Source organism: Novosphingobium sp. SG754, from assembly GCF_013149315.1.
In the GTDB taxonomy this organism is placed as follows: domain Bacteria; phylum Pseudomonadota; class Alphaproteobacteria; order Sphingomonadales; family Sphingomonadaceae; genus Novosphingobium; species Novosphingobium capsulatum.
Map to the genome: position 1 here is coordinate 35,960 of NZ_JABGCC010000009.1, position 26,247 is coordinate 62,206.

19 protein-coding genes are annotated in these 26,247 nt (G+C 65.0%); 7 read left to right on the forward strand and 12 right to left on the reverse strand.

Features of this window, described 5'->3' with window-relative positions:
* Positions 1 to 9: 9 nt before the first annotated feature.
* Complete coding sequence (locus tag FHW97_RS18450) at positions 10 to 1,335, reverse strand: carbohydrate porin (RefSeq protein WP_171799452.1); 1,326 nt, start codon at positions 1,333 to 1,335, stop codon at positions 10 to 12.
* Between the two features lie 471 nt (positions 1,336 to 1,806).
* On the opposite strand from FHW97_RS18450, the gene FHW97_RS18455 reads away from it, so the two are divergent.
* From FHW97_RS18455 to FHW97_RS18470, 4 genes are all read left to right on the forward strand, one after another.
* The gene (locus tag FHW97_RS18455) at positions 1,807 to 2,085 is read left to right on the forward strand and encodes a metal/formaldehyde-sensitive transcriptional repressor (protein ID WP_022676028.1); all 279 of its coding nucleotides are present in this window, start codon (positions 1,807 to 1,809) and stop codon (positions 2,083 to 2,085) included.
* A gap of 75 nt (positions 2,086 to 2,160) precedes the next feature.
* Positions 2,161 to 3,105, forward strand: coding sequence for a CDP-alcohol phosphatidyltransferase family protein (locus FHW97_RS18460; RefSeq protein WP_171799439.1), 945 nt, complete (start codon positions 2,161 to 2,163; stop codon positions 3,103 to 3,105).
* Between the two features lie 297 nt (positions 3,106 to 3,402).
* Positions 3,403 to 4,503: an inositol-3-phosphate synthase gene (locus tag FHW97_RS18465; protein WP_171799440.1), complete on the forward strand. Its 1,101-nt coding sequence runs from the start codon at positions 3,403 to 3,405 to the stop codon at positions 4,501 to 4,503.
* A gap of 2 nt (positions 4,504 to 4,505) precedes the next feature.
* The gene (locus tag FHW97_RS18470) at positions 4,506 to 5,297 is read left to right on the forward strand and encodes an NTP transferase domain-containing protein (protein WP_171799441.1); all 792 of its coding nucleotides are present in this window, start codon (positions 4,506 to 4,508) and stop codon (positions 5,295 to 5,297) included.
* 40 nt (positions 5,298 to 5,337) lie between these two features.
* On the opposite strand, the gene FHW97_RS18475 is transcribed toward FHW97_RS18470, so the two are convergent.
* The 4 genes from FHW97_RS18475 to FHW97_RS18490 all read right to left on the reverse strand — a co-directional run bounded on the left by FHW97_RS18475 (position 5,338) and on the right by FHW97_RS18490 (position 11,559).
* On the reverse strand, positions 5,338 to 7,017 hold the full coding sequence (locus tag FHW97_RS18475) for an APC family permease (protein ID WP_171799442.1): 1,680 nt from the start codon (positions 7,015 to 7,017) through the stop codon (positions 5,338 to 5,340).
* A complete protein-coding gene (gene betA, locus FHW97_RS18480; protein ID WP_171799443.1) occupies positions 7,014 to 8,693 on the reverse strand; it encodes a choline dehydrogenase in 1,680 nt (559 codons plus the stop codon). The genes FHW97_RS18475 and betA overlap by 4 nt, the downstream gene beginning before the upstream one ends.
* Positions 8,680 to 10,092: a betaine-aldehyde dehydrogenase gene (betB, locus tag FHW97_RS18485; protein ID WP_171799444.1), complete on the reverse strand. Its 1,413-nt coding sequence runs from the start codon at positions 10,090 to 10,092 to the stop codon at positions 8,680 to 8,682. Before betB ends, betA begins: the two co-directional genes overlap by 14 nt.
* Before the next feature lie 183 nt (positions 10,093 to 10,275).
* Entirely contained in the window at positions 10,276 to 11,559 is a 1,284-nt protein-coding gene (locus tag FHW97_RS18490) for an HD-GYP domain-containing protein (protein WP_171799445.1), read from the reverse strand.
* A 123-nt stretch (positions 11,560 to 11,682) separates the two neighbouring features.
* On the opposite strand from FHW97_RS18490, the gene FHW97_RS18495 reads away from it, so the two are divergent.
* Positions 11,683 to 12,072, forward strand: a complete 390-nt coding sequence (locus tag FHW97_RS18495) for a DUF4440 domain-containing protein (RefSeq protein ID WP_171799446.1) — start codon at positions 11,683 to 11,685, stop codon at positions 12,070 to 12,072.
* A 515-nt stretch (positions 12,073 to 12,587) separates the two neighbouring features.
* Here the strand turns inward: FHW97_RS18495 and FHW97_RS18500 are convergent.
* Positions 12,588 to 13,016: a VOC family protein gene (locus FHW97_RS18500; RefSeq protein ID WP_171797534.1), complete on the reverse strand. Its 429-nt coding sequence runs from the start codon at positions 13,014 to 13,016 to the stop codon at positions 12,588 to 12,590.
* A 55-nt stretch (positions 13,017 to 13,071) separates the two neighbouring features.
* Entirely contained in the window at positions 13,072 to 13,815 is a 744-nt protein-coding gene (locus tag FHW97_RS18505) for an SDR family oxidoreductase (RefSeq protein WP_171799447.1), read from the reverse strand.
* Between the two features lie 198 nt (positions 13,816 to 14,013).
* On the opposite strand from FHW97_RS18505, the gene mtgA reads away from it, so the two are divergent.
* Positions 14,014 to 14,682: a monofunctional biosynthetic peptidoglycan transglycosylase gene (gene mtgA / locus FHW97_RS18510; protein ID WP_082350230.1), complete on the forward strand. Its 669-nt coding sequence runs from the start codon at positions 14,014 to 14,016 to the stop codon at positions 14,680 to 14,682.
* Between the two features lie 349 nt (positions 14,683 to 15,031).
* Here mtgA and FHW97_RS18515 read toward each other — a convergent pair whose 3' ends face one another.
* Both FHW97_RS18515 and FHW97_RS18520 read right to left on the reverse strand, forming a co-directional pair.
* The gene (locus FHW97_RS18515; protein ID WP_054132459.1) at positions 15,032 to 17,620 is read right to left on the reverse strand and encodes a TonB-dependent receptor; all 2,589 of its coding nucleotides are present in this window, start codon (positions 17,618 to 17,620) and stop codon (positions 15,032 to 15,034) included.
* A 412-nt stretch (positions 17,621 to 18,032) separates the two neighbouring features.
* Positions 18,033 to 18,833: a metallophosphoesterase family protein gene (locus tag FHW97_RS18520; RefSeq protein WP_054132460.1), complete on the reverse strand. Its 801-nt coding sequence runs from the start codon at positions 18,831 to 18,833 to the stop codon at positions 18,033 to 18,035.
* 253 nt (positions 18,834 to 19,086) lie between these two features.
* Between FHW97_RS18520 and FHW97_RS18525 the strand changes: the two genes are divergently transcribed.
* The gene (locus FHW97_RS18525) at positions 19,087 to 19,881 is read left to right on the forward strand and encodes a TorF family putative porin (protein ID WP_054132461.1); all 795 of its coding nucleotides are present in this window, start codon (positions 19,087 to 19,089) and stop codon (positions 19,879 to 19,881) included.
* 73 nt (positions 19,882 to 19,954) lie between these two features.
* Here the strand turns inward: FHW97_RS18525 and FHW97_RS18530 are convergent, their stop codons facing one another.
* The 3 genes from FHW97_RS18530 to FHW97_RS18540 are packed head-to-tail and all read right to left on the reverse strand — an operon-like array spanning position 19,955 to position 25,898.
* Complete coding sequence (locus FHW97_RS18530) at positions 19,955 to 21,478, reverse strand: efflux transporter outer membrane subunit (RefSeq protein WP_245652762.1); 1,524 nt, start codon at positions 21,476 to 21,478, stop codon at positions 19,955 to 19,957.
* Positions 21,475 to 24,660, reverse strand: a complete 3,186-nt coding sequence (locus FHW97_RS18535) for an efflux RND transporter permease subunit (protein ID WP_022676082.1) — start codon at positions 24,658 to 24,660, stop codon at positions 21,475 to 21,477. Before FHW97_RS18535 ends, FHW97_RS18530 begins: the two co-directional genes overlap by 4 nt.
* Complete coding sequence (locus tag FHW97_RS18540; protein WP_022676083.1) at positions 24,660 to 25,898, reverse strand: efflux RND transporter periplasmic adaptor subunit; 1,239 nt, start codon at positions 25,896 to 25,898, stop codon at positions 24,660 to 24,662. The genes FHW97_RS18535 and FHW97_RS18540 overlap by 1 nt, the downstream gene beginning before the upstream one ends.
* Positions 25,899 to 26,247: the final 349 nt, after the last annotated feature.

Here is a 26,247-nt window from a genome sequence, read left to right on the forward strand (position 1 = left end):
CAGGCTCTTTCAGAAGCCGGCGTGGACACGCAAGGCAAAGATATTGGCCGGTCCGCGATCGCGGTTGTAGCCGGGATTGGCGATATGCTGATAATCAAACGTCAGTGAACCCCAGCCGACCGGACGGAAGGCATAATAGGCTTCCACGATCTGCTCCGTCCCAGGATGGGGCAGCGCGCCATCGCCCACCAGCACACCCAGACCACCGGCCGCGAGCCAGCGCTGGTGCGCCGCCGAAATGCCGTTGACGACGCCGGCAACGGCGAAGGTATCCTGCGGGCGCCCCCAGCCCTTGCCGGCCAGCGAGCCACCGAAAGCCAGGGTGCGGTCGATATCGGTGAAATCGTAGGTTTCGATCCGCCCATCGCTCCACCCGCCGCGCATGAACAGGCCAAGGCTGCCGGTCACTTCCTGTTCGGCATTGAACGCCACGCCGAGGCGATCCTGCACACGGCGCGCCGGGGCCAGGTCTGGCATGGCCTGCCCGCTAGCGGCAGCGAGCGCCAAGGCATCATCGAACCGGGCAAAGCGGCCACGGTTGCGGAAGCCGGTGACGCGCACGGCGCCGGGATGGCCAGCAAGGATGAAGCGGCGCTCAACCTCGGCAATCAGCGCGTTCTGCAAGAAATTGCTTTCCAGCGCGACGCCGTTGGGCACCTGGGACAGGTTGTAGAGCCCGGCACGCAAGGTCCACGGACCCTGGTACCATTCGGCCGCGACGCCATAGGTATAGCCCCAGGCGTTGGCGGCATAATCGAAGCTGCCGGTATCGATGAGCGACCAGTTGAGGAAATCGCCGCGCGGATCATGGGCATAGCGGTTGGTGTCGAAGACATCGCCCACGCCCATCTTGCCCGCGGTGATCACCAGGCGGTTGGCGGTGGTGGCCAGGCGCAGCTGGTTCTGCCCCGCAGCCACGGCCAGGGGATCACCGCCCAGGGCAATGGTTTGCCGCAGGAACGCGCGCTGCAACTTGAAATAGGGGCTGAACTGGCCAACCTTGTAGGCCTCTGCGCTGGGAAATCCGCCTGCGCCCAGGGTGTTGGACAGGCCGAACCCCTGGTCGATTTCGGGATTCACCCAGACTTCCGCCCCCCGCCAGGGCCGCACCCCGAGATAGAGCGTGGTATCGTTGGTGGCCTTGACCTGGCGGGGCGCCAGGCTGTTGTCAGCCGAATAGGGAGACGCGAACCCACCCACGCCCTGCGCCACCAGCGTATATTGGCCATGGATGGCGAAGATTTGATCCGGGGTTTGATCCGGCGCCTGGGTCGCGGGCGGAGCGTCGGCCCGAACCGGCGCCTGGGCCAGCAATGCGCCGAGCGCAACAGCCATGGCCAGCCGGCCGGCCATGCGCCATTCGATCGATGCAACCGTCAACCCGTTCACCGCCGCAGCGCTAGCGGTGGAATATGACAGGCGCGTGTTGCCCATGTCGATGGCGGCGGCGGGGCAGCGGTCGGCGGCCGTTGCGCGCAATGCGCGCCGCACCAGCGGGAAAGCAATCTTGATCATCAATTCGGTCCTTGGTCAGGCGACAACTGCCCGGCCGGACCGAAGACACATCAGCGGATGTGCCGCACCGATCCCGCGGGCGAGTTGCCGGCCGCAACGCAAGCGCCAGTCAGGCTTGAGCGCCTACTGTCGCCCTCGTCGGCGGTATGGTTGCAACTTCGCGGCATCGGTTGGATTCCTTGGAATATCATCGCGTCTTGAGACCGCGCGGGAGCGGCCCGGGAACGACTCGACTTGCCCGCCCCTATACCCTAGGGGAGTATGGTATCAAGTGAAAAAGGGACCAGTATCATGAGCCATGTGGCAGCCGAAAAGCAGAAACTGCTCAACCGGCTGAAACGCATCAGGGGACAGATCGACGCGCTGGAACGGGCAGTGGACGCCGAAGTGGAATGCGCGCGCGTGCTGCAACAGGCAACGGCCTGCCGGGGCGCCCTGGAAGGCTTCATCGCCGAAGTGATCGAAGACCATATCCGCGAGCACATGATCGATCCCGGCCAACCAGGCAGCGATCCCAAGACCCAGGCCGCCGAGGAACTGGTGGCGATCATCAAGGCCTATATCCGCTGACGCCCACCGCCGCGCCACGGGCACGGACATGGTTTGCAATTGGCGAGACCGATGACGCGGTATAGGGTACGGGCGATGAACCCGTCACGTCCCGTACCCAACACCACCGCAACCTCTGGCCCTGCCGAAACCCAACAGCGGGTACGCCCGCCGCGGCCGCTGCGCCCGGCCGAGTTGCAGGACTGGCTGAACAGCCGGATCTATCATCCCCTGTCGTGGCGCCTGGCCTGGACACTGGCACCCACGCCCATCACGCCCAACATGGTTTCGGTATTCGGGGCCGTGATGGTGGTGGCCGCAGGCGTGGTCTATTGCCAGCCGGGCTGGCCCTGGATGGCCTTGCTGGGGCTGGCCCTGCACCTGAGCTGGCACGTGGTGGATGGCGCCGATGGCGATCTGGCGCGCCTGACCGGGCGCAGCGGGCCTCATGGCGAAATGGTGGACGGGCTGTGCGATTATGGCAGCCACACTGTGGTCTACCTCCTGCTCGGCTGGTGGCTGCAGCAGCATGTCAGCCCATGGTGCTGGATCGCGGTGGTCGGCGCTGGCCTGAGCCGCATCGTGCAGGCCAACCATTATGAAGTGCAGCGGCGGCAATACCAGTGGTGGGCCTATGGCAACCCGTGGCTGCGCCAGGATGACGTGCCGATCACCGGGCCGGGCACCGCGCTCGCCCGGCTCTACCTGTTGCTGGGACGTGCCCTGGCGCCTGGCGGGGTTGCGGTTGATGCCGCCTATGACCGGCTGGCCACGGATGCGGCAGGCACCGCAAATGCGCGCACGATCGCCCGCGCCCACGCTCGCGACCTGCTGCCCGGCTGGCGCATCCTGGGGGCCAACAGCCGCACGATCCTGCTGGGGGTGGCCATGCTGGCCGGATCGCCGCTTTATTATTTCCTGTTTGAAGCGGTGGTGCTCAATATCGTGCTGCTGGCATCGATTGCCCATGCCGGCGGCGCCGCGCGGCGGCTGGAGCATGATTTTGCCAATGCGGCAACCGACAGCGTTGCCGCCCGCTGAACCGCCGAGGGCGCGCGCCCAAGCGTTTTCAGTGTGCGACAAGTCGAGCGTAAAGTTGCAATGCAGCTGCAGTATGGCAGTCATAATGTAACAACCACATCGGGCTCCATTGCCATGGCCCGAGGATTGCACTATTTTGGCGCCTTCCGGTCCGGACCGTCCGGGTTCCACTCATTCGGCCTTGTATGAGGGCAGGGTGGGCAGCACCGCGAAAAGGCAGTTTCGTTTGAGTGTCAGGCAGGTACCTGGCTGTTATCAGCATGGGCCACCGTCGTGACCGCAGGAGAATTACCTAAAATGCCATCGATCAAAGTCGCGGTTATTGGCGTCGGCAACTGCGCCAGTTCACTGGTTCAGGGTGTTTTCTATTACAAGAACAACAACTCTTCCCAAGGCCTGATCCATGATGTCATCGGCGACTATGTGCCGGGCGACGTGGAATTTGTTCTGGGGATCGATGTCGATGCTCGCAAGGTGGGCAAGGACCTGGGCGAGGCCATCTTTGCTGCCCCGAACAACACCACCGTGTTCTACAAGGACGTGCCGACCACCGGCGCCAAGGTGATGCGCGGCCGCGTGCTGGACGGCGTTGCCGACCACATGACCGTTGCTGGTGAGCGCGGGTTCATCGTGGCCGAAGGCGAAGATCCAAGCCAGGCCGACATCGTCGCCGCGCTCAAGGCGTCGGGTGCCGAAATCCTGCTCAACTTCCTGCCGGTCGGCTCGCAGAAGGCCAGCGAATTCTACATGGAATGCGCGCTGGAAGCGGGCGTTGCCGTCGTGAACTGCATCCCCGTGTTCATCGCCAGCAACCCGGAATGGGAAGCGCGCTTCCGCGCTGCCGGCCTGCCCATCGTGGGTGACGACATCAAGGCCCAGGTTGGCGCGACGATCGTGCACCGCACGCTCTCGACGCTGTTTTCGGCGCGCGGCGTGACCACCGAGCGCACCTATCAGCTCAACACCGGCGGCAACACCGACTTCCTCAACATGCTCGACCGCCATCGCCTGTCGAGCAAGAAGGAATCGAAGACTGAAGCCGTGCAGGCCATGCTGGCCCAGCGCCTGGCCGAAGAAAACATCCTGATCGGCCCGTCGGAATACGTTCCGTGGCAGAAGGACAACAAGATCTGCTTCCTGCGCATGGAAGGCGTGCAGTGGGGCAACGTTCCGGTGAACCTGGAACTGCGCCTGTCGGTGGAAGACAGCCCGAACGCCGCGGCCTGCGTGATGGATGCGATCCGTTGCTGCAAGGTGGCGCTGGAACGCGGTGAAGGCGGCGCGCTGATCGGCCCGTCGGCCTATTTCTGCAAGCACCCGCCCGAACAGTTCATCGACGATGTCGCGCTGCGCATGGTCGATGAATATATCGCTGCCGTGCCGCAGGCAGCCGAATAAGCATGGAAACTGCTGCCGTGTCGCGGCCCGCCCATGGCGCCGCCGTGCCGCGGCATGCGGTTATCCTGGCTGCTGGACTGGGATCGCGCTTGCGCGATCTCAGCCAGTCCAAGCCGCTGACCCCCGTTTGCGGTTTCCCCCTGCTAGAACTGGGCGTGCGCCAGGCTGCTGCTGCCGGCATCAGCCACATCGTGGTGGTGACCGGGCACGAAGCCGCCCGCGTGGAAGCCGCCCTGCCCGATCTAGCCGCCCATTGCGGCTTGGCCATCCAGGCAGCCCGCGTGGCGGACTGGACCTTGCCCAATGGGCATTCCGTCATCGCCGGCGCGGCCCTGGTCGATGGGCCATTCCTGCTGATGATGGCCGATCATATCTTTTCCGCCGAGATTCTGCAGCGCCTGACGCAGGAAGGTGCGCCGACGCGTGACGTGACGCTGGCGATCGATCGGCGGCTGGACAATCCATTGGTCGATCCTGACGACGCCACCTGGGTGCGCACGCGGCCCGATGGCACGATCGCGGCGATCGGCAAGACCATCTTTCCCTATGACGCGGTGGATTGCGGCGCCTTCCTGGCGACGGCCGCCCTGCCCGCCGCGATCACGCAAGCCGTGGCCATGGGCCGCCCCGGATCGCTTTCCGATGGCATGCAGGTGCTGGCCGATGCCGGCCGCGCCGCCACGATGGAAATCGATGGCGCCTGGTGGATCGACGTGGACGACCCGCGCGCCCATGCCCAGGCCGAGGCCGACCTGCCCCAGGCGATCCCCGCGCTGTTCAGCCCAGCGATCTGACCGCTTTCACAGAGCAATAGACCAAACCAGCGGCAGGGGATCACCCCGCCGTGGGCGCGCCGTGGTGCAAGGCGAAAGCGTGCGTGACGGCAATGAGCGCGGCGCAGCCGACCAGGGCAAGCCAGGGCAGCCAGCCGGCGCGGCGCGTCATCGTGCCATCGGTGTTGCGGGCGTAGTCTTCGACCAGGGCATGGGGAAATACGCCCTTGTCCTGCCCATAGTGGCGCCATGCGAAAACCGGCACGATCAGCAGCAGGGCAATCAGGCCGTTGCGCAGCGTGCCTGCACCCCACACATCCGCCCCCGCGCCCATGAAGGCCATGTTGACGAAACCGAACGTGCAACCCAGCGCCAGGAGCCAGGTGGGGCAGCGGAACGGGCGTTCCTTGTCACCGCGATCGATGCGATGAATCCAGCCAGCCTGGAGATTGAGGAAATTGAACGCGAGGTAGCAGACGTTGCTGATCATCAGCACGGCGAAATAGTCTGACGCCAGCAGCAGGATCAGGTTGAAGCCCAGGTCCGTCCACATCGCGGCGGTGGGCGCCCCGTGGCTGTTCACGCGCGAGAGATAGCGCGGCAGCCAGCCATCGAGCGAGGCCTGGTAGAGCGTGCGCGACGATCCCATCATCGAGGTCATCACGATCAGCAGCAGCGACAGGATCAGCATGGCGATGAACAGGTTGGCGATCAACACGCCGGCATGGCTGGAGGCGACGAGACCCAGCCCCTTGACGACGATCGAGGCCAGCGCCTGGGCCACGCCGGAACCATCGTAGATCGAAGGTGAGAGCATGGTGTCAAGGCCGAGCGAGGCCTGGAACGCCAGCGGCACCAGCGCAAAGACGAGGATGCACAACACGCCCGAGGCGATGATCGCGCGCGGCGTATCGCGGGCGGGATTGCGGAATTCGCGGGTATAGCACACCGCAGTTTCAAAGCCGTAGGTGGACCAGCCGGCACCGAACATCGCGCCCATCAGCAGGACCAGGCCATAGCCATTCCAGCTGCCAAAGCCGGCATGGCCCGCCGCGTCGCGCAGCATGGGCAGCAGCGGGAAGAGATGCTCGCGCGGGAGATTGCCGGTAAACACCGGGATCAGGCCGACCAGGATGAGCGGGGCCAGGCACACGAGGCCAAGGATCTTTTGGGCTTGGGCCGCCCGCGCAGCACCGCCATGTTGCAAGGCGAAGGTGAGCAGCAGGAACGCAGTGGCGATCAGCGAGACCGCATTGATGCGCAAAGACAGGCCGGGGCGCACGAAGCCGAGATCGACCAGCTTGATCTGCCAGGCCATGATCGCCGCATCGGGCGCGAACAGGCTGGCCATGATGTAGCCGGCGGCCAGGCTGGTAGCGAGGGTCAGCACCGGCGACCAGGCCAGCCAATTGGCCCAGATGGAGATCGGGGCGACAAAGCGGCTGTAGGGCAGCCAGGCCGCCGCGCCATAGACCGAAGCGCCGCCCGACTTGTGCGGATAGAGCCCGGCAATCTCGGCATAGACGAAGCTCTGGATAAACCCCATGAGGATCGAAGCGATCCAGACCACCCAGCTTGGCTGGCCGATTGTGGCGGCAATGCCACCCATGGTGAGCAGCACACCAGCCGGAACCCCCGACGAAGCCCAGAACGCTCCCTTCCAATCGAGCGAGCGGTGCAGTTCCCCGGCAGGGGCGGCCAAGGTCATCGCGGGGGTTATCGCGGGGTCTTCACCGATCATCGCTGCTGCGTTTCCCAGTTGGGGTGGACGTAGTAAGGCTCGTTGGCCGGCGGCAGGAGCGGGTTGCCGAGGATGTGATCGGCCGCCTTTTCCCCGATCATGATCGTGGGCGCATTGAGATTGCCGGTGGTGATCGAGGGCATGACCGAACTGTCGACCACGCGCAGGCCCTGGACGCCGATCACCCGCAGTTCTGGGTCAACCACCGCCAAGGGATCATCGACGCGGCCCATGCGCGCGGTACACGAGGGATGCAGCGCGCTTTCCACCTTGTCGGCGATGAACGCATCGATCTGCTCATCGCTGACGCAATCGGCGCCGGGCTGGATTTCCCGGCCACGAAACGGCGCGAAGGCGGGCTGCTGGAAGATTTCGCGGGTGAGGCGCACACAGGCGCGCATTTCCGCCCAATCGTCCGGGTGGCTCATATAGTTGAAGCGGATCACCGGCTTTTCGCGGGGATCGGCGCTGCGCAGCGTGACCGTGCCCCGGCTTTTCGAGCGCATCGGCCCGACGTGGGCCTGGAAACCATGCTCCGTGGCGAGCGAGGAGCCGTCGTAATTGATGGCCATCGGGAAGAAGTGATACTGGATATCGGGATAGCGGATGCCGGCGCGGCTGCGGATGAAACCGCAGGATTCAAAGTGGTTGGACGCGCCAAGGCCGGTACGCCGAAGCAGCCATTCCAGGCCCACCTTGGCCTTGCCGACCAGATTGGCGTGGCCGAACAGGGTGATCGGCTGGGTGCAAGCCATCTGGAAATAGAATTCCAGGTGATCCTGCAAGTTGGCGCCGACCCCGGCGCGATCGGCCAACACCGGGATGCCATGGCTTGCCAGTTCCTGGGCCGGGCCGATGCCCGACAGCTTGAGCAGTTGCACCGAGTTGATCGGCCCGCCCGAGAGGATCACCTCACGCCCGGCGCGTGCCGTGTGCAGCGTGCCGCCGCGTTCGTACTCTACGCCCACCGCGCGGGTGCCGTCGAACAAAATGCGGGTGGCCAGCGCATGCTGCACAACCTTGAGATTGGGCCGCTTGACCGCATCATAGAGATGCGCCTTGGCCGAAGAGCAGCGCTCACCCTTGCGCACGGTCATGTCCATGCGGCCAAAGCCTTCCTGCTGAAAGGCGTTGTAATCCTCGGTCGGCTGGTAACCGGCCTGCTGCGCCGCTTCCATCCACGCGTGGTGCAGCGGATTGTCGAGCGTGCCATAGGTGGTGGACAGGGGCCCGTCGCCGCCGCGATAGGCATTGCCGCCCTCTGCGCGGGTTTCCGCGCGCTTGAAATAGGGCAGCACCTGGGCATAGCCCCAGCCGCGCGCGCCCTGATCCTCCCAGCTTTCGAAATCGAGCGGATTGCCGCGCACATAGACGAGGCCGTTGATCGAGGATGAGCCGCCCAGCCCCTTGCCGCGCGGACAATGCAAGCGGCGGTTGTTGAGATGCGGCTCGGGCTCGCTTTCATAGCGCCAGTTCCAGCGCGTGGTGTTCATCGGATAGGCGAGCGCGGCGGGCATCTGGATGAAGATCGAGCGATCCGATCCCCCGAATTCCAGCAGCAGCACGCGATGGCGGCCATCGGCGGTGAGCCGGTTGGCCAGCACGCATCCGGCCGACCCGGCGCCAACGATCACATAATCGAACGCCTCGCCCGCATCAGCATCAGTAGGGGGCATCGATCGGCTCCATGGCGACATAGACGCTCTTGAGGCGCGTATAGTGCTCGATGGCGGCGCGGCTGTTCTCGCGGCCCAGGCCCGATTGCTTGACCCCGCCGAACGGCAATTCGATCGGGGTGATGTTATAAGTGTTGATCCAGCAGGTGCCGGCATCGAGCGCGGCGACGACGCGGTGGGCGCGGGTCAGATCCTGGGTGAACACCGCGCCGGCCAGACCGAATTCGGTGGCATTGGCGCGTTCGATCACCTCGGCTTCTTCGGTGAAAGGCAGGACGGCCATGACCGGGCCGAAGATTTCCTCCTGGACGATAACCATCTCGTCGTTGCAGGCGGCAAAGATGGTGGGGGCAACGAACGCCCCCTTGTCGCAGCCGTTGGCGAGCACGCGATGGCCGCCGGTGACTAGGGTGGCCCCTTCGGCCTGGCCCTTCGCGATATAGCCGAGCACCTTTTCCATGTGGGCCTGGCTGATCAGCGCGCCGACATAGGTGGCCGGATCGGCGGGATCGCCCACGATCATCGCCTCGGTCCGCGTTTTCAACCGGGCGAGGAAATCATCCATCACGCTGGCATGGACGAACACGCGCGTGCCGTTGGAGCAGACTTCACCGGCCGAGTAGAAATTGGCGAGCAGCGCGCCCGAGACGGCATTGTCCAGATCGGCATCGGGAAACACGATCAGCGGGCTCTTGCCACCCAGTTCGAGCGTGACCTGCTTGAGCGTGGCGGCAGCGTCGGCCATCACCTTGCGGCCGGTGCCAACTTCTCCGGTGAGAGAGATCTTGGCAATGCCGGGGTGGCGTGACAGCAACTGGCCGGTGGCGGCAAATCCTTGGACGACCTGGAACACGCCATCGGGCACGCCAGCCTCGAGATAGATCTTTTCCAACTCGATCGCGGTGAGCGGGGTCAGTTCGGCGGGCTTGAAAATCATCGCGTTGCCGCAGGCCAGCGCGGGCGCGCTCTTCCAGCAGGCGATCTGCAACGGATAGTTCCACGCGCCGATCCCGGCGGTGACGCCCAGCGGCTCGCGCCGGGTATAGCCGAACGCGCCGGGGCCAAGATCGACGTGCTCACCGGCAATCGTGGCTGCCACGTTGGCGTAGTATTCGATGCAATCGGCACCCGAAAGCACATCGACCGCGATGGTTTCCTGGATCGGCTTGCCGGTGTCGCGGGTTTCCAAGAGCGCCAGTTCATCGTTGCGGGCGCGCAGGATATCGACCGCCCGGCGCAGCACGCGGCCCCGCTCGGTACCGGTCAGGCGAGCCCACTGCCGCTGCCCAGCGCGGGCGCGGGCCACGGCGGCATCGATTTCGGCGGCGCCGGCGATGGGGATGGTGGCGAGCACCTCACCCGTGGCGGGGTTGATCGTATCGAAAGAAGCCGGTGCCATCGTGCCCTCTGTCTGGCGTTATGTGCCCACAGAATACGGCAAGCCGGCTTGGAATCAATTTTACCGTGCAAATCGCAATTTTGTAACGCTGAAAAATATCCTTTTAAAACATAATGGTATTTTCCGGCTTTCATCGCCGAGACCGATATGGTGCATAAAGTTTGCTTATGCTGGCAGTCATGCTCACAGCTGCGGGGGATCGGCCGCGCCGCGCCACAGCCGGCGCCGCACCCGATTCCAATCGGGCACGCCCCATTCATGACCGCAAGCATGGCCCACAATACTGTCGAGCGGATTGGCATCATCGAGCAGCATGTCCTGCGGCGTAAGCGGTTCGCGTTCGCGCGTGCAGAAGAACGCCGTCACATGGGGCCCCGTGTCCGTGCGGCGCCCAGGCTGGACCAAGGCCAGGCGGTTGCTGCGCAAACGCACCACCATGCCGGGCGGAAACACCCCGATGCTTTGCATGAAGGCAAACAGCAGATCGCGATCGAAATGCCCTTCCCATCCCCACATCGCCGCGAGCGCCTCCACCGGCGTCCACGCCTGCTTGTAGATACGGTCGGACGTGAGCGCGTCGTAGCAATCGCAGATCGCGCCAAGGGCCGCGGCGCGGCTGATCTCGCCCGCATGCAGGCCGGCGGGATAGCCCTTGCCATCCTGCCGTTCGTGGTGGTGCCGGCAGACATCGAGCGCGGTGGGGCAGACATCGCCTGATGCCGCAAGCAGGCGAAAGCCATGTTCGGGATGATCGCGGACGAGGGCGAATTCTTCCTGCGTGAGACTGGCAGGCTTGTTCAGCACGTCTTGCGGGATACCGATCTTGCCCAGATCGTGGAGCAGGCCAGCCTGGCCATAGTCGCGGGTTTCCTCGGCGCTTAGACCAAGGAACGTGGCGGCGTTGATCATCAGGGTGCACACCGCCACCGAATGGGCGAAGGTGTATTCGTCCTTGCTCTTGAGACGGACGACATCGATCACCGTGCGCGGGCTGCTGGCAACGGCCTCGGCAATATCTTCTACCAGTTGATGGGTATCAGCAACACGCACCGCGCGGCCCATGCGGGCATCGTCGAACAGGCCGCGCATCGTCTGTCGGGCCTGACCCACCATTTTCTGGACCTGGCGACGGCGCTGGCGCGAGATGCTGTGCATCAGCGCATCGGCGCGATCGGGCGGTGGGGGCGCGGCACGCCGGCAACGGCGGACCGGCCCACGCGGTTCGCCTGGCATTGGACCAGCCGCGCATGCGGGCGGCGCGGCCGCCGCCGGTTCTGCCTCGTATCGGCCGCCGCGCGCCTCGTCGATGATCACGAAGGGGGCGGCACAGCCATGGACCTTGGCAAGGTCGTCAGCAGTCGAGATGACGAAACGCGTGCGCCAGAACGGATGATCGAACCATGATCCGCCGAATCCGCAAATGAACATGCCAAGCTTGACGTGTTCGGGAGGGACATGGCGGATCATGTGCCGCAGATTGCGTGCACGACCTTCCCCCCGGCCTAAAGCGGCCTTCAGGAAAACCCGCAGAAACATGGTTAAACGCGACGAGTGGTTGCCCCGGCGACGCCGGCGTGGTGATAGCGTGGCATGAGCCACCCTGCCGATCTTGCCATCCGCCTGCGCCGCGCCGCATTCAACCAGGCCCTGGCCGACGCCGACCTGGCCGCGATCGGGCCCTTGCTGGCGCCCAACGTCGTGCTGGTGACGGGCAGCGACAGCGCCGTGCTGGCCGGGCGCAAAGCACAACTCCAGGCGTGGAAGCGCGAGTTCGCCGCCAGCCCGCGCAGCATCTATCTGCGCACGCCGGCGACGATCGAGGCATCGGCGGTGGAGCCAATCGCCCTGGAACAGGGAGAGTGGCAGGGCCGCCACGCCGATAGCGGCGCGGTTTACGCCAGCGGACGCTATTGCGCCAAGTGGCGGCAAAGCGATGCAGGCTGGGTCATCGTGGCCGAGATATTCGTGACCATGGCCTAAAGACCGGCGCGGTGAGAGGCGACGGCCAGCCCTGCGGCCAGCAAGCGACCATCCGGGCCGGTGCGGGCCGGCGACCAGATCTCCCATGCCCTTTTTTCATTGATTTACAACGGCACTGGCCATCCACAACCTTGCGGTAGTCGCCGCTGGCGTTCAGCGGGAGCTGGGCAGCTATCGCGCGGCAAAGGCGCACGCCGACTTGGCGCGCGACGCGGAACACTGTCACAAACTCGCCAGTAACCAGGCGGCGCACCATGATCTAGAATTTGAAGCGGCGCACGCTCCCGCTCGATCACCGCGTGGGGCCAGCGCCCGATTAAGGTCCAAGCGGCACCGCGGCCGGCCCTGCCGGCATTCGCCAAAGCCTGGCCGCCGCTGGTGTCGTAGTATCCCCCGACGATGTGCAGGCCTGCACTGAGCTGACATCCTATGCCCTGTCGCTGCCCGACTGATCATAGGATGTCAGCGCGCCCACCGTGGTCATACCTGCGGGCGGGCGGTGACATGTCCTGGATTTACCAGGTGCCGGTATTGGGCATGCTGACCCACGGTTCAGCCGGATCGAGACGGCCGTTCTGGAGCAATTCCACCGAGATGCCATCGGGCGTCTTCACAAAGGCCATGTGCCCATCGCGCGGCGGGCGGTTGATGGTGATCCCGGCATCGGCCAGCGTCTGACACGTGGCGTAGATATCTTCCACCTGAAACGCGAGATGGCCAAAGTTGCGCCCGCCCGCATAGGTTTCGGCGCTGCCATCCTCGGCCGGCCAGTTGTAGGTCAGTTCCACTTCATAATCCTGGCCGGGCGCTGCCAGGTAGATCAGCGTGAAACGGCCCTGCTCACTGGAAAAGCGGCGCGTTTCCTGCACGCCGAGCAGGTTGAAGAACGCAATCGTCGCGTCAGGATCGGTCACCCGGATCATGGTGTGCAAAAACTTGGTCATCGTCTGGTAGCTCCGTTCAAAGCGATGAAATTCGTGCGCGGCGCAAAGCGGCCGCTCAGTGCCCGTTGAGCTGGGCGAACAGCGCGTCGAACCTGCCGTTGCGCTCGGCATGGCGAAACGCCAGCGTGTTGGGCACGCAGATTTCAACCGGCGTGGGCACCTGCGAGAACAGATCCATCACCTGGGCGATATAGGTATTGAGCGGCAGATAGCCTTCGCGGCTTTCCTGGCCTGGCGTCAGTCCGGTCTGCACGGCGGGCGGGGCCAGTTCGATGACGTCCACCCGGCCGGTCAGTTGCGCGCGCAGCGACTGGGTATAGGAATGCATCGCCGCCTTGGTCGCGCTGTAGGTCGGGGCTGCTGCCAGCGGCACGAATGCCAGGCCCGAGGTGACGTTGACGATTACCGCATCGGCCTGCTGCGCCAGGTGGTTGACCAGGGCATCGGTCAGGCGGATCGGGGCAAGCAGATTGGTCACCACCGTGGCCTCGGCATCGGCCAGATCGCGCGTGCCGCGCAGATCCTCGAACCGCATGATCCCGGCATTGTTGACCAGAACATTGAGCGCGGGAAAGCGCGCCGTCACTTCGGCGGCAAAGCTGGCGACCGCGGCGGCGTCGGTCACGTCGAGCGCCATGGCGTGAAGCCCGTCGCGCCCGGCCACGGTTTCTTCCAGGGTGGCCAGCGTGCGGCCGGTGACGATGACGGTGTTGCCCGCCGCATGCCAGGCCTGGGCCAGTGCGCGCCCGATGCCGCTGCCCCCGCCGGTGACGAGGATGGTGTTGCCGCTGGTTTTCATGGAAGCGATCCTTTTTATGTCGCGTGCAAAGTGGGGGCTGGCCCTACTGATAGCAACGCCCTGCCCGAAAGTTTGCGCCGCCATGCGCGCGGTGGAAGCATCCCGTGGCGTCGCCGGATTGATTGCCATTCCGCAGCGCGGCATAAGGCGGGCATGTTCAAGCACCTCATGCCCTCCCGCCCGTCCCAGGAACGCTCCATGGCCTGGCGGCTCGGCTGGTGGCTGGGCCGCGCCATCGTCGTGTTCCTGGTAGGCAGCGTGCTGTGGGTGCTGATCTACAAGTGGGTGCCGGTGCCGATCACCGCCACGATGCTGATGGACGGCAACAGCATATCCAAGGACTGGACGCCACTGACGCGAATCGACCGCACGATGGTGGACGCAGCGATCGCAGGCGAGGATTCGCGGTTCTGCACTCATCACGGATTCGATCAGGCTGCCATGCTCCAGGCATTCGAACGCAACCAGCAGGGCGGCCGGATTCGCGGCGGCTCCACCATCAGCCAGCAGACAGCCAAGAACGTGTTCCTGTGGCAGGGCGGTGGCTATTTCCGCAAAGCCCTGGAAGCTTGGTTCACCGTGCTGATCGAGCAGATCTGGGGCAAGCGGCGGATCATGGAGGTCTATCTCAACGTCGCGGAAACCGGCATCGGCACCTATGGCGTGGAGGCCGGCGCCCAGCGCTATTACAACAAGGGCGCGCTGCACCTGTCACGGATCGAGGCCGCACGAATCGCTGCGGCCTTTCCCCAGCCCAAGGTGCGTGAAGTAACCGGCGCGAGTGGCTTTGTGCGCCGCCATGGCAATGCCATCGCCGCGCGGTCTTCGGTGGTGCGCGGCCAGTACGATACCTGCGTCTACCAATAATAGCGGAAAGGCCGCCTCCCGGTGGCGGGAGACGGCCCCTCCAGCGTGTAAGCCGAGCCGCCGGATATCACATCTTTGGCAGGCAGGGCTTGCCCCCTTCTTGCCGCAGGATCACGCATTCAACCGGAACAACAATGCTGCAAAGCACAACACCGAAAAGCGGGCGTTCGTTCCCGGCCGCATTAAGCCGAGCCTAGAATGCCGCAGTTGGCCCAGTCCTGGATAGTGCAGTGCAGCACGACTGGTCGCATCATGCGCGCATCCCGGCGCTGCGGCGGACCGCAATGAAAAACCCGCCGCCATCCGAAGGGATGACGGCGGGCTTTTTAGCCAGCTCTGTCCGAAGGGATCAGAAGCCGAAGCTGAGCGTCGCGATCAGCGTGCGCGGCGGGCTGAGCTGCGCATAGGTGATCGGGTTGCCGTTGGTGGCCTGGCTGAGCAGCGTGCCGTCAAAGCCGCCGACATAGTTCACGTCGAACACGTTGGTGACGTTGAGCTGCAGGAAGGTGCGTTCGTTGAACATCTCCGCCACCTTCGACAGAGCCAGCTTCGCGTCGAGATCGACGACGGTGTACGGGCGCGTCTTGGCCGGGAAGATTTCCAGCTTGCCGCCGCTGTTCACATAGAACGGCAGGTTCTGGTCGTTCACATAGCGCGGACCGGTGCGCTTGGCCTGCACGCCCAGCGAGAGCGGGCCGACCGTACCGTCGACACGGCCACCGAAGGTGTAGACCGGGGCGCCGGATTCACGCTTGCCAGCCGTCTGGTAGAACGCCTGGGTGCCGGCTGCGGTGCAGCCATACATGCCCAGCGTCACGTTGGCCGCAGAGCAGGTCCCGGCATCGACGTTGTCGCGGATCTTCGAGTGCAGGTACGAACCGAACACGTAGAACGAGAGATCCTTGGTCGGCGCATAGGCCAGCGAGCCGTCGAAGCCATACTTGTCCACGCGACCGAGGTTGCGATAGATCGAAACCTGGAGATCGCGGTCAAACGCCGAGGCGAGACGGTTCTGGTAGATGGTGTACCAGGCCGAAACCTGCGCCAGCAGCGGGCCGGAACGGAAGCGCACACCGGCGTCGAAGTTGTCGGTCGTTTCCGGGTCGGGCTTGGCCGCAGCATTGCTCAGCGGGAAGTAGAACGAGTTGTACAGGTTGTCCGTACCCGGCACCTGCAGACCCTTCGAATAGTTGGCAAAGATGCTGGCCGACGGCGCCACCTTGAGCGTGAAGCCCACGGTGGGCAGCGGCTTGCTGTAGGTGAACACGCGCTGCTGCGGTGCCGCCCAGCCGCTGGTCGGCAGGCCGGCCGCGGTCACGACATAGGGATTGGCGGCAGCATTGGTCGCCAGATCGCCCGAGGTGGCATAGCACGCCACGCCGCCGCTGGCGCCAGTGGTGAAGCACTTGTTGTTCAGGTTGCGCTTCATGAACGGCATGCGCAGGCCGACGTTGACCGACAGCGCATCGAACGTGCCGCGGTATTCCGCCGAAACCTGATGCAGGATCGCATAGGACAGGCGGTTGCGCTTCTGGACGATGTTGCCCTTGGCGTCCGTCAGCGCGTTTTCCGACGGGAAGTAATCCACCCCGAAGCCGTTGGTGTAAAGGTTGCCCAGTTCACCGGTCTGCTTGTGACGGCCACGGTCATACGAATAGGCCACGCGGATCGTGTTGTTCGGGTTGATGTCGTACCGCAGCGAGGCAAGCAGGCCGAGACGCGCGGTCTTGGTCTGGCTCGGCGCCAGCAGGCGCACGGTGTCGCGCAGATCGCCGTCGCCGTTGAGATCACGGCCGAAGTAGTAGTTGCTGCCATTGAAGCCGAGCGTGCCGTTGGGTGCTGCCGCTTCGGTCGCCACGACGGTGCCGCCACCGTTGGCGCTGGTCCACTGGATCGACGGATCGACCGTCAGCACCAGGCCATCGGCCAGGGTGAAGCGCGTGTTGATGCGCACGTTGGCCGTGTCCGACGGGTTGTAGCGGTATTCGTAGTCAGAACCGCACGAGTTGGCCACATCGGCAACGCCGGCGTTGGCCGCCGCGGTGGTGCAGCGGGCTTCCTGATAGAAGCGCTCGTCACCGTTGAGCGGATATCGGTTGGCCGACGAACCACCCACAACGCGCGAACCGTAGTTTTCGGTCCACATCGGCACCGAGCCGAAGAAGTTGTTGCGGTTCTTGTTGTAGTGGCCGGCGATCGAGATGAAGTCGCCGTTGCTGCCCAGCGGCTGATAGAGCTTGGCGTTGAACTGCTTCTTGTCGATCTTGCCGATACCGCCGAACACGGCGTTGTTGGTCGCGCTCGACGCCGTGATCCAGCCACGCAGGCCCGAGGCCGTCAGGTTGCCGGTGTCAACTTCGCCATAGATGCGCATGAAGTTGAAATCGCCCACCGAACCCAGCATGCGCGCGTGGAAGTCTTCGGTCGGCATGCGCGAGCGATAGTTGACGGTCGAACCCGAAGCGGCGGCCGTGGGCGAGTCGACGTCGGTGGTGCCGAGGTTGACGTTGACCTGCTCGATGATTTCGGGGTCAAGCTGCTGGTTTGAATAGAGGGCATAGTTGCCGGTGTCGTTCAGCGGCATGCCGTCGAACGTCTGCGAAATGCGGGTGTTGTCAAAGCCGCGGATGAACAGCTTGCCGCCGGCCGAACCGAACGGATCGTTGTTCTGGAAGCTGACGCCCGGCACCAGGTTGATGATGTCGTTGATCGTCTGGCCCGGCGTCTGGTGGGCGATGATCGTCTGGTCGAGAACCTGCTTGGCCTTGGGCGTGTCGGGCAGCTGAACGCCGTTCACCGACTTGGCGGCATGGCCGCTGACCACGATGGCCTGCTGTTCGAAATCGACCGAGCCGGTGGACTGGGCAAAGGCGGGCGTGCTGGCCAGAGCCATGCCCAGCGCCAGCATGGAGCCGGCAGTAAAGTGCGAGCGGTGCATTGGTGTCCCCGTTGCGTGTAATCAGTCGCCGCGATGCAACGACAGAAAGATGATCCGTCCCCGCTGCCATCAGACGACCCGACGCATGGCAGGGCGCCGGCACAAATCTTCCACGCGCCGGCAGGCCTCCCTGACCGGTTTCTTGTGACACGAAAATGACAAAATTTCTGCAATTTTTACTTGATTTTGGCGTTCGCGACAAAATGCTTCAGGATCAAGCGCGCAGTCTTGCCAATCATTTCAAGTGAAAGCAGTCAGGCGCAATGATGGTGCAGATTGTGGCGGCTTCGCAACAACAGCAAAGAATTTGCGCAAGTGCGAAACATTTGGCACCAAAGCAAACGCTTGTGCCAAGACCAGCCGCAGTTTGCGGTGAAATCCGCCTGGCGTTACGGTCCGGCGGCCGCGCCCGTCAGGCCGCAGCCTCTGCCGATTCGTCCTGCGCCACCAGCAGCCAGCGCTCCGCGCCTTCCAGCCCGACGGCAGTCAACCGACCCGAGGCATAGGCGCCGGTATCAATGCCGACACGCAGCGGCGAAAGCTCCGGCTCGTCGACGATGGTATGGCCATGCACCACGGCGAAATCGCGCGGGGTGCGGTCGGCGATGAACTCCCCGCGAATCCAGCGCATGTCGCCGGGCACTTGTTCGTCCAGCGCCACGCCGGGGCGAATCCCGGCATGCACGAAGACATAGTCTCCGATGCGAATCTGGTCTTCCAACCCGCGCAGGAATGCGATGTCGGCCTGCGGCACGAAATCGGGCATCGCGGCACGCAGTTCTTCCAGCGTCATCCGCGCATAGTCTTCGGGATCAATCGGATAGCTCAACAGCGTTTCCCGGCCACCATGGCGCAGGAAATGGCGCAGGGTTTCATCGCGCTCGAACGCGCCCAGGAACATTTCCTCGTGATTGCCGGCCAGGATGCGCACGCGGCGGCGCTGCGCCCAGCTTCTGGCCCGGTCGATCACGCCCGCGCTATCGGGCCCACGATCGATCAGGTCGCCCAGCAGGATAACCGTAGTTTTCACCACGCCTTGCCCGCTGCGTGCCGCATCGTCGGCTTCAATGAGGCCGATCATCTGCTCGAACAGGTCGAGCCGGCCGTGAATGTCACCCACCGCATAGACGCGTTGGCCCGAAGGAACCAGCGTGGGCGGCGCAGGCGGTTCTGCCCGCGCCCCGGAAACGAGTGACTTTAGCAACTTCAGCATGCACCGGCCGTAACGATCATTCGCCAAACTATATGGGCGCTGCCACGGCCGAGACAAGCGCCAGAAACACTATGATGCACAAAAGACACATTCCAGAACGAGAATGCCACGGTCGGCGGAATGGTCTTGTGCAACGCAGCAGGCGGCGGCATCCAGATAAGTGCAAGTCGTCAACCAGCCCGCGCAAGAAAGAGGCCGGGGCGATTTGTGCAGGCGGGGCGACGCGTCAAAGACAAAATTAAAGAGGTATTTCATGCGTACGTCCATCAAGTCGCGCGTGGCCAAGGTCGCCACGGCGTTCAGCCTTGCCGTGCTTGCCGGCTATGCCGTGCCTGCCATGGCCGACGAGACCGCGCCCCCGAGCGATTTCAAGGTGACTGGCGCCGCCGGCGTCATCAGCCAGTACCGGTTCCGCGGCATCTCGCAGTCCAACAACCTGCCGGCCGTCCAGGGCACGCTGACCCTGTCGCACAGCTCGGGCTTCTACGTGTCGACCTGGGGTTCGAGCGCTTCGCCCAGCCCGGCGGTCAACATCGGCGGCACCGAAATCGACGTCTATGGCGGTTTCACCCACGGCCTTAGCAACAGCGGCGTGACCGTCGACGTGGGCCTCTATGGCTACATCTATCCGGGTGCGCCGGGCCTCAACTTCTATGAAGTCTATGGCTCGCTGTCCAAGGCGCTCGGCCCGATCAACGCCAAGGCCGGTATCAATTTCGCCCCGCACCAGAAGAACCTGGATGTCTATGCCACGCGCACCGACACCTACGTCTATGGTGAACTGTCGGGCGCCATTCCGAACACGCCGTTCACGATCCACACCCACCTGGGCCACACCGGCGGTTCGTTCAACTATACCAAGGAATACATCGACTACACCGCCGGTGTCAGCACCGCGTGGAAGAACCTGACGCTCGATTTCTCGGTCGTCGGCACCAACGTCAGCCGCCAGGATGCCGCCAACAATCCCTTCGCCGGGGTTTCGGGCGAGCAGATGTATCGCGCCGGCAAGACGGTTGGCGTGGTCTCGCTGATGGCCTCGTTCTGATCGCGTAACGTCGTTCGCCCAAGGGCAACAGGGGAAAGCCCGCGTCGGATCACCGACGCGGGCTTTTACCGTTTCAGTGCCCGGTTGCCGCTGCGCCTTGCGGCGTCTGCAGGCCGCCACCCAGCGCCACGAACAGGCCCACGGTGTCTGACAGGCGCGCTGCCTTGGCTGCCACGTATTGCGCCCGCGCGGTCTGCGCCACGGCGCTGGCGTTGAGCACCTGCAGCGTGCCCACCCCGCCCAGCTGCAACTGCCGCTTGACGAAGCCCAGGCTGGCCGAAGCCGCCGAATCGCCACGCTGCGCGATCGACAGCGCGGTGGCGTCGGCCGACAGCGCGGTCAGCGCATTGCTGACATCCGCAAAGGCCTGCAGCGCCGTGCCGCGATAACCGGCCTTGGCCGCATCCAGGGCATGCTCGGCCGCCTGCTGCTGCCGCTTGAGCGAGCCACCATGGAAGATCGGCGCGGCCAGGGCGCCCAGCAACTGCCAGAACGGATTGCCATCGGCAAACATCCGGCCGAAGTCTTCCGCCGTGCCGCCCGCCGTAGCCGACAGCGTGAGCTGCGGCAGGCGCGCAGCCATGGCCACCTTCACGTCGGCCGCCGCGCCTTCCAGCGTGGCCGCTGCCGCCGCCACGTCGGGCCGGGTCTTGAGCAACTCGGCCGGCAAGGCCATTGGCAGGTCTGCCGGCAGCGTCAGGTCTTCCAGCGCCGGCATGGCCGCGCCGTTGTCGAACACCGGCATGCCCGGCGCCTTGCCGATCAGGATCAGCAACGCGGCCTGGTTGGCGGCACTGGCGCGCACCAGCGGCGGCAGCGTGCCTTCCACCGCGGCCAGCGCGGCTTCCTGTGCCGCCACGTCGGCATGGCCCACCGCGCCCAGCTTTTCGCGCTGGCGCAGCAGGTCCAAGACCTGGCGACCGCTGGCGATCGCATCGCTGTTGGCGGCGATCTCGGCATCGAGCGCGGCGTTCTGGATCACCGCCAGCACCACGTTGGCCGCCACCATCGAGCGCGTGGCATCGGCCTGGGCCTGGGCCACGGCGGCCGCCGCCTTGGCCGATCGCACCCGCGCCGCGCCGCCGCCGAACAGGTCGGGGGAATAGCTGACGCTGACCTGCGCGGTATGCAGCGAGAAGACCTGCGGATTGGGATCGGCGATCGGGGTGGACAGGCTGCGCGACAGGCGCTGCCGCTCACTGGTCAGTCCGGCATCAAGCTGCGGCAACAGCGCGCCGCGCGCCACGCCGATCAGCGACTGCGCCTGGGCCACGCGGGCCTGGGCAGCGGCCAGATCGGCATTGGCCGTCAGCGCGCGATCCACCAGGGTGTTGACCGCCGGGCTGCGGAACGCCTGCCACCAATCCTTGGCCACTGCCGTGCCGGGGTGAACCACCTGCGATTGCCCATCGCCGGTGATCGGCTGGTTGAGCAGATCGGGCGGCGCGCTGCCCGCCGGGGTGGGCGGCATCGGCACCGCCACGGTATTGACCACCGGCGGCGCCTTGGCCGCACCGGCCGTAGCCAGCATGGTGGAGGCCAGCAGCATGCCACTGGCCAGGGTGCCCAGCGAACGGCGCATCGGGAAACGGATCATGCCGGCTCTCCTTCATGCGGCATTGCGGTATCACCAGCATCGGTATCGGCCCCGGCGCGCTTGCGCGGCCCGGCGACCCGGCTGGAGAAACGGTTGATGAGCAGGGGCAGGATCAGCAGGATCAGCACCGGGGCCAGCGTCATGCCGCCCACGACCACCAGGGCCAGGGGCTTTTGCACCTGGCTGCCGATGCCAGTGGCCACCGCCGCCGGCGCGAGGCCGATCGCCGCCACCAGGCAGGTCATCAGCACGGGCCGCAGCGAATTGGTGGTGGCGTGGCGCAACGCATCAAGCCGTGCCATGCCTTCGTCCATCGCCTGGTTGAAGCTGGTCACCAGCAGGATGCCATCCATCACCGCGATCCCGAACAGCGCCACGAAACCGATCGCTGCCGAGATCGAGAACGCCGTGCCGGTGAGCATCAGCCCCAGCACGCCGCCCACCACGGCCATCGGAATGACCGAGAAGGCCAGCAGCGTATCGCGCAGCGAGCGGAAGTTGGCATAGAGCAGGCCGAGCATGAGCAGCAGGCTCAGCGGCACGACGATTTCCAGACGCGCCACCGCGTTCTTGAGGTTGCTCATCTCGCCCGCCCATTCCAGGCTATAGCCTGCGGGCAGCACCACATTCTTGGCAATGCGGGCCTGCGCTTCCTCCACCGCGCTGCCCAGGTCGCGATCACGCACCGAGAACTTGATCGGGATGTAGCGTTCCTGGTGCTCGCGATAGATGAAGCTGGCGCCGGTGGTCAGGCGGATATCCGCCAGTTCCGACAGCGGCACAGAGATCGCCGTGCCATCGGGCGCGGTGGCCCCCACAGTGATGCGCTTGACCGCTTCCAGGCTGTCGCGCTGGTCGGCTTCCAGGCGCACCATGATCGGGAAGTGGCGATCGGTGTGCGGCTCATAGAGGTCGCCCGGCGAGGTGCCGCCGATGGCGGCCTGCACCGTCTGGTTCACGTCGTCCACACTCAGGCCATAGCGCGCGGCCTTTTCGCGATCCACGTCGATGCGCACGGTCGGCTGGCCCAGCGACTGGAAGATCCCCAGGTCGGTAATGCCGCGCACCTTGGCCATCTGGTCACGCAGCTGGCCGGCAATCTTCTCCAGCGTCACCAGGTCGGGGCCGAACAGCTTGACCGAGTTGGCGCCCTTCACCCCCGATGCGGCCTCTTCCACGTTGTCCTCGATGATCTGCGAGAACGAGAAGTCGACGCCGGGATAGCGCGATTGCAGCTTGGCCGAGAGATCGGCGACCAGCTTTTCCTTGTCCATGCCCTTGGGCCATTCATCGAACGGCTTGAGCGGCACGAAGTATTCCACGTTGAAGAAGCCGGTGGCATCGGTGCCGTCGTCCGGGCGGCCGTGGGCGGAAAGCACCGCGGTCACTTCGGGGTATTGCATGATGTCACGGCGGATCGCGCGGGCCACCGGCTCACCCGCATCGAGCGAGATCGCCGCCGGCAGCGTGGCGCGGATATACATGTTGCCTTCTTCGAGGTGGGGCAGGAACTCCACCCCCAACGAGCGCACGCCGACAAAGGCGCCGATCACCATGATCGCGGCCGCGCCGATCGCAAGCAGCTGGTTGCGGAAGCAGAACGCCGCCGCCGGTTCGTAAACCCGGCGAATGCGCGCCACCAGCCAGGTCTCGGCCTCGTCCAGCTTGTCGGGCAGCATCATCGCCGAAAGCACCGGCGCTACGGTGAACGTGGCGATCAACCCGCCGATGATGGCATAGGCATAGGTCTTGGCCATCGGGCCAAAGATGTGCCCTTCCACGCCGGTCAGCGTGAACAGCGGCAGGAAGCTGGTGATGATGATCGCGGCGGCAAAGAAGATGCCGCGGCTCACTTCGTTGCTCGCCGCCAGGACCGAGCCGATGCGGCTGGCAAAGGTATAGCGCCCGCCTTCATGGGTTTCCACATGGTGCGATCGCTCGGCCATGTGGCGGAATATGTTCTCCACCATGATGACGGTGGCATCCACCACCAGGCCAAAGTCCAGCGCCCCCACCGACAGCAGATTGGCGCTTTCCCCCTGCACCGTCAGGATCAGCACGGCAAAGGCCAGGGCAAAGGGAATCGTGGCCGCCACGATCAGCGCGCTGCGCAGATTGCCGAGGAACGCCCACTGCAGGAAGAAGATCAGCAGGACGCCGGCAACCAGGTTTTCCATCACGGTGCGCGTCGTCACGCCGATCAGTTCAGACCGGTCATAGATGCGTTCGAGATGGACGCCCGGCGGCAGCACGCCGGTGCTGTTGATCTTCTGGACTTCGGCTTCCACCGCCTGGATCGTCGGCATCGACTGCGCACCACGACGCATCAGCACGATGCCCTGGACGATGTCGTCATCGTTGTTGAGGCCGGCGATGCCGTTGCGCGGCATGTTGCCGATCTTCACCGTCGCCACGTCGCGCACCAGCACCGGGGCGGTGCCATCGCGGCCCACTGGGGTGGTTTCCAGCGCATCGACCGACTGGATCAGGCCGATGCCGCGCACGATCGCGCTCTGCGCGCCAAAGTTGATGGTCTGGCCGCCGACGTTGGCATTGGCCTTGCCCAGCGCGGCAATCACCTGCGCCACGGTCAGGTGGTGGGCCTGAAGGCGGTTGTTGTCGACCACGACGTCATAGCTGCGCAGCTTGCCGCCCCAGCCAGTCACGTCGACCACGCCGGGAATGGCGCGGAAGCGGCGTTGCAGCACCCAGTCCTGCAGCGTCTTCAAGTCTTCAACCGAATAGCCCTTGGGCGCGGCGATGCGATAGCGATAGATTTCGCCCACGGGGCTCGTCGGCGAAATCGTCGGCACCGCGCCGCCCGGCAGCTGGGGCAGCTGCGCCAGCCGGTTGATCACCTGCTGCTGGGCTTGTTCGTAATTGAAATCATAGGTGAACTGGATCTTCACGTCCGACAGGCCGAACAGCGAGATCGCGCGGATCGCCGTCATGTGCGGCAGGCCCGACATCTGCACTTCGATCGGAATCGTGACGTTGCGTTCCATTTCCTCGGCCGAAAGGCCCGAAGACTGGGTCACGATTTCCACCATCGGTGGCACGGGGTCGGGATAGGCTTCGATGTTGAGATTGTAGAACGCGATGCCGCCCGCCACGAGCATCAGCACGAAGAAGGCGACAATCGTCAGGCGCTGGCCCAGCGCATAGCGTACCAGCTTGACCATCAGTCGAGCCCCGCTTCGTTCACGAAGATGGCGCCCTGGGTCACGACCTTTTCACCCGGGTTGAGGCCGGAAATGATCGTTACGCGGCCATCGTGGCTTTCGCCGGTCACCACGTCGCGCGCCTTGACGCGGCCGTGGCCCAGCCACACCCACACGCGGGCGCTGTCGCCCTCGTGGATCACCGCCTCGGCCGGCAGGCTGAGCAGGTGCGGGGTCACCGGGGCCGTCGAAACTTCCTTTTCCGGCGTTTCAATGGTGAAGTTGGCAAACATCTGCGGCTTCAACGCGCCATCGGCATTGGGAATCGTGGCGCGCACTTGCAGGCGATGCGACACCGGATCGATCTGTGCACCGACGTTGTCGATCGTCGCGTCAAACGTGCGGCCGGGGAATGCCGTGGCGGTCACCACTACCTTGTCACCCAGGTGCACGCGCGAGGCATCGCTTTCGGCCACTTGCGCCACCAGCCACACGCGCGACAGATCGGCGATCAGGAACGCCGGCTGGCTCCCGGCGGCATTGGCGCCACCGGCCACATACTGCCCCTGCGCGATCGAGCGGGTCACCACCACGCCACCGATCGGCGCGCGCAGCACGGCATTGCTGCCAGCACCCGTGCCGGCGCCGAACACGCCCAGCTTGGCCTGGGCGGCGGTCACGGCGGCATTGGCAATGCCCAGTTGCGATTGCGCGGCCACCAGGTCGCTGCGCGCCTGCTGCAGATCCTTCAACGCGCCACCGGCGGTGCGATAGATTTCCTCGGCGCGCTGGGCGTTTTCGGTCGCCACGCGCACTTGCGCCGATGCGCTGGTGCGCTGCGCCAGGGCGGCGGCCAAGGCGTTGCGCGCATCGGCGATGTCGGTGGTATGCACCGACAGCAGCGGGCTGCCGGCCTGCACGCGATCACCGTTCTGCACGAAGACCTGCTGCACCTGGCCGGAATAGGGCAGGAACACCGGGGTCGAGCGCGTTTCGTCCACGGTGATCTGGCCGCTGGCGCCCGTGCGGGCATAGCCATCGTCCGCGCCGGCCGTTTCGATCTTGAGGCTGGCCACCTGGCTGTCGGTCAGTTGCACTTCGCCGGCCGGCAGCGGGGCCGCCACCGGCTCGGGCTGGTGCATCCAGGAACGCAGGGCAGTGGCTCCTGTCGCCACCAGGGCCACGGCGGCAACCGACAGGGCCAGAACCCTGATCTGCTTGGCACGGGACATCTGCGGCACGGCGTGTTCGAAATTCATGGCGCGCGGTCTTCTCTTCGGTCCAAAGATGGCAGCTTGTCTATCAACCGTTGCAGGCGAGAGACAGGCCGATGCTGCCCTCTGGCCCAGGCCGCCTGTCCGCGCCACTAGCGGTCTCGTTAAATTACCGTAATGCAGGCCATCCGGCGTGCCCGGAGCGCACAAAATGCAGGCGCCGTGCGGCCGGGCGGGTGTCGCACCCCGGCCCGGGTTTCGCAGCAATCGGTAAAGATTTGCCCGTCATCCGCGCCGCCGATCGCCCGCCCATCCCACCGCGGCGTTGTGCAATTTGTCCACGCCGCCTAGGGTCTGCCACCAGACCGTCACACCTGAAACAATTTGCGGAGCA

Coding starts and splice junctions, on each gene's coding strand:
- FHW97_RS18450 (WP_171799452.1), bottom strand. CDS start 1,335: ATGGCTGTTGCGCTCGGCGCATTGCTGGCCCAGGCGCCGGTTCGGGCC.
- FHW97_RS18455 (WP_022676028.1), top strand. CDS start 1,807: ATGAGCCATGTGGCAGCCGAAAAGCAGAAACTGCTCAACCGGCTGAAA.
- FHW97_RS18460 (WP_171799439.1), top strand. CDS start 2,161: ATGAACCCGTCACGTCCCGTACCCAACACCACCGCAACCTCTGGCCCT.
- FHW97_RS18465 (WP_171799440.1), top strand. CDS start 3,403: ATGCCATCGATCAAAGTCGCGGTTATTGGCGTCGGCAACTGCGCCAGT.
- FHW97_RS18470 (WP_171799441.1), top strand. CDS start 4,506: ATGGAAACTGCTGCCGTGTCGCGGCCCGCCCATGGCGCCGCCGTGCCG.
- FHW97_RS18475 (WP_171799442.1), bottom strand. CDS start 7,017: ATGATCGGTGAAGACCCCGCGATAACCCCCGCGATGACCTTGGCCGCC.
- betA (WP_171799443.1), bottom strand. CDS start 8,693: ATGCCCCCTACTGATGCTGATGCGGGCGAGGCGTTCGATTATGTGATC.
- betB (WP_171799444.1), bottom strand. CDS start 10,092: ATGGCACCGGCTTCTTTCGATACGATCAACCCCGCCACGGGTGAGGTG.
- FHW97_RS18490 (WP_171799445.1), bottom strand. CDS start 11,559: ATGATCCGCCATGTCCCTCCCGAACACGTCAAGCTTGGCATGTTCATT.
- FHW97_RS18495 (WP_171799446.1), top strand. CDS start 11,683: ATGAGCCACCCTGCCGATCTTGCCATCCGCCTGCGCCGCGCCGCATTC.
- FHW97_RS18500 (WP_171797534.1), bottom strand. CDS start 13,016: ATGACCAAGTTTTTGCACACCATGATCCGGGTGACCGATCCTGACGCG.
- FHW97_RS18505 (WP_171799447.1), bottom strand. CDS start 13,815: ATGAAAACCAGCGGCAACACCATCCTCGTCACCGGCGGGGGCAGCGGC.
- mtgA (WP_082350230.1), top strand. CDS start 14,014: ATGGCCTGGCGGCTCGGCTGGTGGCTGGGCCGCGCCATCGTCGTGTTC.
- FHW97_RS18515 (WP_054132459.1), bottom strand. CDS start 17,620: ATGCACCGCTCGCACTTTACTGCCGGCTCCATGCTGGCGCTGGGCATG.
- FHW97_RS18520 (WP_054132460.1), bottom strand. CDS start 18,833: ATGCTGAAGTTGCTAAAGTCACTCGTTTCCGGGGCGCGGGCAGAACCG.
- FHW97_RS18525 (WP_054132461.1), top strand. CDS start 19,087: ATGCGTACGTCCATCAAGTCGCGCGTGGCCAAGGTCGCCACGGCGTTC.
- FHW97_RS18530 (WP_245652762.1), bottom strand. CDS start 21,478: ATGATCCGTTTCCCGATGCGCCGTTCGCTGGGCACCCTGGCCAGTGGC.
- FHW97_RS18535 (WP_022676082.1), bottom strand. CDS start 24,660: ATGGTCAAGCTGGTACGCTATGCGCTGGGCCAGCGCCTGACGATTGTC.
- FHW97_RS18540 (WP_022676083.1), bottom strand. CDS start 25,898: ATGAATTTCGAACACGCCGTGCCGCAGATGTCCCGTGCCAAGCAGATC.